This is a genomic window from Aestuariivita boseongensis (assembly GCF_001262635.1).
Classification (GTDB): Bacteria; Pseudomonadota; Alphaproteobacteria; order Rhodobacterales; family Rhodobacteraceae; genus Aestuariivita; species Aestuariivita boseongensis.
Genome location: NZ_JXYH01000084.1, coordinates 1 through 7,239 on the forward strand (window position 1 = coordinate 1; position 7,239 = coordinate 7,239).

9 protein-coding genes are annotated in these 7,239 nt (G+C 56.7%); 6 read left to right on the forward strand and 3 right to left on the reverse strand.

Annotated features, from left to right (window positions below; genetic code table 11):
* The first annotated feature begins 17 nt into the window (after positions 1-17).
* From ugpA to TR61_RS18830, 5 genes are all read left to right on the forward strand, one after another.
* On the forward strand, positions 18-899 hold the full coding sequence (ugpA, locus tag TR61_RS18810) for a sn-glycerol-3-phosphate ABC transporter permease UgpA (protein ID WP_050932078.1): 882 nt from the start codon (positions 18-20) through the stop codon (positions 897-899).
* Positions 900-943: 44 nt separating this feature from the next.
* The gene (gene ugpE / locus TR61_RS18815) at positions 944-1,783 is read left to right on the forward strand and encodes a sn-glycerol-3-phosphate ABC transporter permease UgpE (protein WP_050932079.1); all 840 of its coding nucleotides are present in this window, start codon (positions 944-946) and stop codon (positions 1,781-1,783) included.
* Between the two features lie 5 nt (positions 1,784-1,788).
* Positions 1,789-2,847: a sn-glycerol-3-phosphate ABC transporter ATP-binding protein UgpC gene (gene ugpC, locus TR61_RS18820; RefSeq protein ID WP_050932074.1), complete on the forward strand. Its 1,059-nt coding sequence runs from the start codon at positions 1,789-1,791 to the stop codon at positions 2,845-2,847.
* Positions 2,848-2,849: 2 nt separating this feature from the next.
* Complete coding sequence (locus tag TR61_RS18825; protein WP_172677026.1) at positions 2,850-3,779, forward strand: glycerophosphodiester phosphodiesterase family protein; 930 nt, start codon at positions 2,850-2,852, stop codon at positions 3,777-3,779.
* Positions 3,780-4,021: 242 nt separating this feature from the next.
* Positions 4,022-4,441: a hypothetical protein gene (locus tag TR61_RS18830; RefSeq protein WP_050932075.1), complete on the forward strand. Its 420-nt coding sequence runs from the start codon at positions 4,022-4,024 to the stop codon at positions 4,439-4,441.
* A 185-nt stretch (positions 4,442-4,626) separates the two neighbouring features.
* Here TR61_RS18830 and TR61_RS20600 read toward each other — a convergent pair whose 3' ends face one another.
* From TR61_RS20600 to TR61_RS18840, 3 genes are all read right to left on the reverse strand, one after another.
* Positions 4,627-4,887 (reverse strand): DUF6455 family protein, encoded by a 261-nt coding sequence (locus tag TR61_RS20600; protein ID WP_425394229.1) that lies wholly within the window; start codon positions 4,885-4,887, stop codon positions 4,627-4,629.
* A gap of 421 nt (positions 4,888-5,308) precedes the next feature.
* The gene (locus tag TR61_RS18835; RefSeq protein WP_050932081.1) at positions 5,309-5,611 is read right to left on the reverse strand and encodes an SHOCT domain-containing protein; all 303 of its coding nucleotides are present in this window, start codon (positions 5,609-5,611) and stop codon (positions 5,309-5,311) included.
* A 338-nt stretch (positions 5,612-5,949) separates the two neighbouring features.
* The gene (locus TR61_RS18840) at positions 5,950-6,231 is read right to left on the reverse strand and encodes a DUF4242 domain-containing protein (RefSeq protein ID WP_050932076.1); all 282 of its coding nucleotides are present in this window, start codon (positions 6,229-6,231) and stop codon (positions 5,950-5,952) included.
* Positions 6,232-6,377: 146 nt separating this feature from the next.
* Between TR61_RS18840 and TR61_RS18845 the strand changes: the two genes are divergently transcribed.
* Positions 6,378-7,124 carry a winged helix-turn-helix transcriptional regulator gene (locus TR61_RS18845; RefSeq protein ID WP_050932077.1) on the forward strand — a complete coding sequence of 249 codons (747 nt, stop codon included), beginning with the start codon at positions 6,378-6,380 and terminating at the stop codon, positions 7,122-7,124.
* Positions 7,125-7,239: the final 115 nt, after the last annotated feature.

The window sequence follows — 7,239 nt, forward strand, 5'->3', positions numbered from 1 at the left end:
CCGGCACGGAGCCCGCCATGGAAAAGCGCGTCACATTCAGGGGCTGGATGCTGCCTCTGCTGCTGATCTTTCCTCAAGTCTTCATCTCGGCGGTGTTCTTTTTCTACCCGGCGGGACAAGCGATCTGGCAATCGCTGTTCATCCCTGATCCTTTCGGGCTGTCTTCCCAGTTCGTCGGCCTCGGCAACTTCGAGTTCCTCTTCTCGGATCGGTACTACCGAGCGGCCTTTGTAACGACGGCGGTATTCTCGACGCTCGTGACGCTCGTTTCCATGGTCCCGGCTCTCTTCCTGGCAGTTCTGGCTGACCGACTGATCAAGGGCGCGGGCGCCTACAGGACCATGCTGATATGGCCCTATGCCGTCGCTCCTGCCGTGGCCGGTGTTCTTTGGCTCTTCATGTTCAACCCTCGTGTAGGTGTCGTGGCCTGGTACCTCGGCAAGCTCGGCTACGACTGGAACCACGTTCTGAATGCGGGCGAAGCGATGGGTCTTGTCGTTGTTGCCTCCGCCTGGGGGCGGATCAGCTATAACTTCCTGTTCTTCTTCGCCGCGCTGCAGGCGGTCCCGAAATCCCTTATCGAAGCCGCCGCGATCGATGGCGCGAGGTTCTGGAGGCGGTTCTTCACCATCGTGCTGCCGCTTCTGTCTCCCACGACGTTCTTTCTTCTCGTCGTCAACGTGGTCTACTCGTTCTTCGAGACCTTCGGCGTCATTCATACGATTACGTCCGGTGGACCCCAGCAGGCCACGACGATCCTCGTCTACAAGGTCTACTCGGACGGTTTCGTCGGGCAGGACCTCGGCTCGTCGGCGGCTCAGTCCGTGATCTTGTTGATCGCGGTCGGGCTCTTGACCGTGATCCAGTTCAAATTCGTTGAGAAGAGGGTGCATTACTGATGGCACGCTCCTATGAATCCACGCGCCGCGAGCCTCCCCCCGGTATGGTCGAGGAACGCGGCCGTTCCATCTGGCTGACCCATGCGCTCATGATCGTGGGCGTCGCGGTGATCTTCTTCCCGATCTGGATGGCGCTCGTCGCGTCGACGGTGACACAGCAGGATATCGTACAGCCGCCCATGCGGCTCTTGCCGGGGCCGCACGCGGTCGAGAATTACACAAAAGCGTTCTTCTCGGGCGTCAACGTGCCCGTGGGCCAAATGATGTTCAACTCGCTGATCATGGCCGTAGGGATCGCACTGGGTAAGATCGCGATCTCGCTTCTGTCGGCCTTTGCCATCGTTTACTTCCGCTTCCCGGGGCGGACCACGTTCTTCTGGATGATCTTCATCACGCTTATGCTTCCCGTTGAGGTGCGGATCGTGCCGACCTACGAGGTGGTCGCCAATTTCGGGATGCTGAACAGCTATTCAGGGCTGATCTTCCCGCTCATAGCCTCCGCTACCGCGACCTTCCTGTTCCGGCAATTCTTCCTGACGGTTCCTGACGAATTGGCAGAGGCAGCCCGGGTGGACGGAGCGCGTCCCATGCGGTTCTTCTTCGACATTCTCCTGCCGATGAGCCGGACGAATATTGCCGCGCTCTTCGTCATTCTCTTCATCTACGGGTGGAACCAGTACCTCTGGCCACTCCTGATCACGACCGATCCCGAGCTGAACACAATTGTCATGGGACTCAAGCAGATGCTGCCGTCAGGCGGGGATGACCTCGTGGAATGGCCGGTGATCATGGCAACCTCGATCCTCGCGATGATCCCGCCGGTGATCGTGGTGGTCTCAATGCAAAAACTCTTCATCCGCGGGCTCGTGGACAGCGAGAAATAGGAACTATGGCAACAGTCGAACTTGAACATGTGGTGAAGCGCTTCGGCGGGACCGAGGTGATCCATGGCGTCAGCGTGGATATCGCCGACGGCGAGTTCATCGTGATTGTCGGGCCTTCGGGGTGCGGCAAGTCCACACTGCTCCGCATGGTGGCTGGCCTGGAAACGGTGAGTGACGGAGAGATCCGGATCGGCGGCAACCGGGTGAACGAGAAAGAGCCGATGGATCGTGACATCGCCATGGTGTTTCAGAACTACGCGCTCTACCCGCATATGTCGGTTCGCCAGAACATGGGGTACGGGCTCAAGATCGCCGGGCTTGCGAAATCGGATATCGAGGGAAAAGTCCACGAGGCGGCGACGCTACTGCAGCTGACACCCTATCTGGACCGCAAGCCAAAAGAACTTTCGGGAGGCCAGCGACAGCGTGTCGCCATGGGGCGTGCCATTGTGCGCGAACCTTCGGTCTTTCTTTTCGACGAGCCGCTCTCCAACCTCGACGCGAAACTGCGGGTCCAAATGCGGCTCGAGATCAAGGAACTGCAATCCAAGCTCGGGATCACCTCGCTCTACGTCACTCACGACCAGGTCGAGGCCATGACCATGGCTGACCGGATGATCGTGATGAACGGTGGCGTGGCGGAGCAGATCGGTACCTCTCTCGATGTGTATGAGAAACCGCAGTCGATCTTCGCCGCCCAGTTCATCGGCAGCCCATCGATGAATGTCATGGACGTGCGCCTTTCGAATGGAAAGGCAACTCTTCCCGATGGCTCCGCCGTTGAGGTCCCGACCGATCGCGAAGGGCCTGCCAAACTGGGCATTCGGCCCGAGCACGTAGAGCCGGCGATCGACGGGCCGGTCAAGGTGCACGTGGGTCTTTCTGAGCCGCTGGGGGCCAACACGCTGCTCTATGGGAAGATCGGTGACTCCGATGAACCGATGACGATCAGTGTCCCCGGCGTTCACCGCTTATCATCGACCGGTGCTGACGCGTTGCGAGTTGCTTTCCCCAGAGAGCATTTGCACCTCTTCGACATCGAAACCGGACGACGGATAAACTGAACTTGGCTGTCTGCGGGAAACCTCCGTCGGGAGGGGCAAGAAAGAGATCCGTTGCGGTATTCGGGCATCGCGGTGCGCGGGGGATATTCCCGGAAAATACGATTCCAGGTTTCAGGTTTGCCTTGGATATCGGGAGCGACGGCATCGAAATCGATGTGCTCCTGACTAGGGATCTCGTGCCTGTCGTCACCCACTATCCGGTGCTGCTTGCCGAAACCGCACGGGACGGTCGGGGACACTGGATCGAGGAGGACAGCGGGCTGATATCCGACATGTCGCTCGCCGAACTGCAGACTTACGACGTCGGAGCACTGCGCGCGGGATCAGCCCATGCCGCGCGGTTCCCCGAACAGGCCCGGCTTGACGGAGTTCAGGTTCCTAAGCTTCAGGATGTTGCGGCACTGCTTGCCGAGTACCCGCGGGCCCGGCTCAACATTGAAGTGAAGTCCTTCGCGGCGAGACCTGACCTGACGGCTGCTCCGGGCGTCATGGCGAGGGAGATACTTTCCGTCGTCCAGAGTCACGGCATCAGCGATCGCACGTTTGTTTCATCCTTCGACTGGCGGGTTTTGAGTGCCTTCCGTGATCAGGACGCGGGCATATCGCGTTACTATCTGACCTATCTCGACCGACCAGATCCGCCCATGGAGCCGAACATATTCGAGAACTCGCCCTGGATGGACGGCGTGTCTCTCGCGGCGCATGGCGGCAGTCTTCCGCAAGCAATTGCGGACATCGGTGGCAAGGGCTGGTGTCCCCATTTCGGTGACCTGAACGCGCAAGACGTGGAACGCGCTCACGAACTTGGTTTGCTGGTCAACGTCTGGACTGTGAACAGTTCGGAAGACATCTCGAGGATGGCTGAACTGGGAGCGGATACGATAATCTCGGATTATCCGGCTAGAGTTCAGGACGTCCTGGCAGAGGTCTAACGCGATAAGACCGAGGCACCAGATTTGCCGCCCAGGCCCGGTTGGGACGAAGTCTTGCGAGCCTGTCAGGCAAACCCCCAATTTTCGAATTGGCTGGCAGATGGCCGCTTTGGGCTCGTTGCGGACATTCGCCGCAACTTGCTCGAACGACTGCAACGCGGACGAAGCTGTCCTTCAGTCGACCTTATCATTATTGTCCGAAACAAGCGTATCGGGAAAGAACTAGATCTAAGGAACATGCGATGAAGATGCTGTCCGCTCGCCTTTCAAATGATCTAATCAAGCGTGGCAATCTCCCAATATCTGCCGAGGGACTTGTGAAATTTCGACCTGAAATTGCCAGCGATGTAGTCGTGGCTGAGTCGGTACTGAGCAACGAAATTCAGGATGATCAGGCAGATGGTTTCGGAGTTCCGACTAACTGCAGAGATGACGACTTTCTAATGGCACGTTTCGTGGCCGGACCCGAGGGAACCGAACATCTTCATCTCTTCTTAATGGAAGACCCAGACCGCGAAAACGGGGCGAACGGAATTAAGCGTTGGTCGAAAAGGCCGGTGTCATATGGCTCATTCATCCAGATCCGAAAGCATCTAAGAGAGGCTTGGGGCGAGGTCCGAAACCTGGAGATTGAACGTGCTCGCCTGCAACTGCATCAATAGTTCTGCATTAGGGACATCTCCGCCTGCAAGTGCAATATGACGGCTGAAATCTCTTAGAATGGTGCTCAAGCCGCTCTGCGGGCGAACCAACTCCGAACAAGAGCTACCTTCTCCGGGCGGCAGCTCATTGGTCGAAAATTCACATTCCCTCTGATGCGATGGCGTGTGGTTACAGGAGCCCTGCATCAATCACACGTGAATCTATCGCGGTTTTCGCAGAAATCGGGAGGTTGCGAAGTCAGGCGAGCACTCTGCAGCCACAGTCTGCAGGCACTGGTAGCACAGCATTCCTGGCAAGTGATCAGGCTCTCCCGAATTTCTTCCTGTCTCTCGCCGAAGCTCGCGGAATCGAGTTGGTCCGCGCCTGTCACACGACGCATCTTGCGCCAAAGTGACATCCGATCTTCAAATTTTCTCAACTTTTCTTCGAAGAGCCCTAAGCTCATGCCACCTCACTCCAAACCGCCCCAAAGATACATCGTAACAAATGAATGCGATTGATTGGTTGATTTATCTCAAGCACCCGAAAATAAGGTCAGAGAGGGCTCCTTCACCCGAGGCTCGAGGGAAGTCAGAAGAAATCTCACGGGCTAGAGCTTCGGGCTCGTTACTGGCGACCGCCCCACTCCCCACCTCCCAACCCCCGTGCAATCCCGATCACAGACTACGTCCCCGACCGTGCAAAGCAGTGTTCCCAGAGCCCATTGAAACTCATCCGAGAGGTGTCGGCTTATGTATGGCTGGCTGTAACCAGGCAAAATCATTTACCTATCCAACAGGCTTTAATCGCAAAGATCAGAGCCCCATCTGCGATCCAAAAGCACGGTCGTCGTCTGGTCCGGGCAAATTGCTTTCGTAAGGCTCCGCTCAAGAACTCAGGAGCTTTTTTCGTGACGCGTATTCGTCGGCATCGATTTCCCCTCGCGCAAAACGCATGTCGAGTTCCGCGATTGCGGCCGAACTTCCGCGATGCAGCGGTTGCGTATCGAGACGACGGACGAGCCAAATTACACCTGCAACCACGAGACCAAGTACGATCAACCAGAGAACGGGGCCGAAGATCATTCCGTAACCATGGCCATAGCTCCAACCCATCATGTGGCCATACTCTTCAGGGTCGGCCATCGCGGGAGTGGCGAGCATCACCACCACAAGAGCAAGTCGTTTCATGGTAACCTCCATGTGTTGTGTGGCCATTTCAAAGCTACACATATCGACGCCACCACACATTGACATGGCGCAAGCCTAGCCGCTGCTCGAAAACACGACGGCAGCTCTGGGCTCTTCTGAGACATCTGAGCGGTTCAGTCAGATGTCCGCAAAGCTGCGCTGAGAAGCCATTCGAGACGACGGGACCGCGTGGCGACTTCCGCTTTAGGGTCTGGACGACCGCTTCTCCCAGCACCTGCCATTCGGCACTGATGCCTCCGACGTCTCAGATGCGGGCCAAGCAGTCGTTGATATTTCACCTGGGCACCATGGTTTCCCACGTTCCCAGGTGAATGCGCTTATGCGGCTTGGTTGGCGGTCTCCGGACCGAACGTGTTCTTGATTTCAGATACCAGGTCCGCAGGGAATCCGCCCTCTTTGGCGTGACGGTAGATGTCGTCCGCGCTGTTGGCTTCGTGCACGCAGTAAAGCTTGTCGCCTGCTGCGTAGGTGTGGTGCCAGACATAGGGCACCCCCAGACCGTCAACCACAGCATTGGACTTGGCAGAGATGTCGCACAGTTCTGCCGCAGTCAGTTTATCCGCGCCAGGGATGTTTCTTTCAACGATGAATTTGGGCATTGGTTTCTCCTTTGGTTTGGATGAACACACCATGGCCCGAGGCACTCGCACCTGGATAGTTCAGATAATGAAGCGCCGCCGCTTCACAAAGTGAACTGGCTTGGTCTGACGTGTTTTGGTAGTTTGAGGGCGGAGGAGTACCCACCATGCCCAACAAGCCTTATGGGTTGATTTGCCCGATCTCACACGCCTGCGAAGTGCTTGAGCCTCGCTGGACCATTCCCATTCTGTCAGAAATGTGGGGCGGTTCGACCCGCTTCAACGACATTCGGCGTGGTGTTGGAAACATCTCGACGGCTTTGCTTTCGCGTCGTTTGAAAGAGCTGGCGGAACAGGGATTGATCGAACGAATTGAGGACCCGGCCACGGGCCAAGTCGATTATATCAGGACGCAACGCGCGATCGATCTCGAACCCACTTTGGAGGCAATGGGAAAATGGGCGCAATGTAACATCGAGGCTCAGGATGCCTTGGAGAACCTGACTGTCTCAAAGCTGATGTGGCAGATGCGGAACTACATTGATCCCGACCAGCTTCCAAATCGGCAGTTGGTCTTTCAGTTTCGCTTCACCGATCCGGGTCTTGACTATGACAAGTACTGGGCCCTGATCAGACCAGGTTTTCCCAACGAAATCTGCACCACCATCCCAGACTATGATGTCGATTTGTTTATTGAGACGAATTGCATGTCTCTTTCATCGATTATCCTGAACCGGACGACGATTGCTCGCGAACTGGAAAACGGGCGGCTTTTCCTGAGCGGCGACGCTATGATTTCCAGAACAATGAACAGATGGTTTTACCAACGGACCAAGGAAGACCTCTCAGAAGTGCCCCAGCTCCAAGATGATTGGTTTAATGGGCCAGACATGGGCGTAGCGGCAGCTGAGTAACCGCAAGGCCCACTTTGGGCTCTTCTGAGGCATCTGACCGAAACTCTCAGATGACTTCTAACTGCTGCATTGCTGCCGTTCCACAACGTTGTCGCGCTACACGCTGTCTTCGACT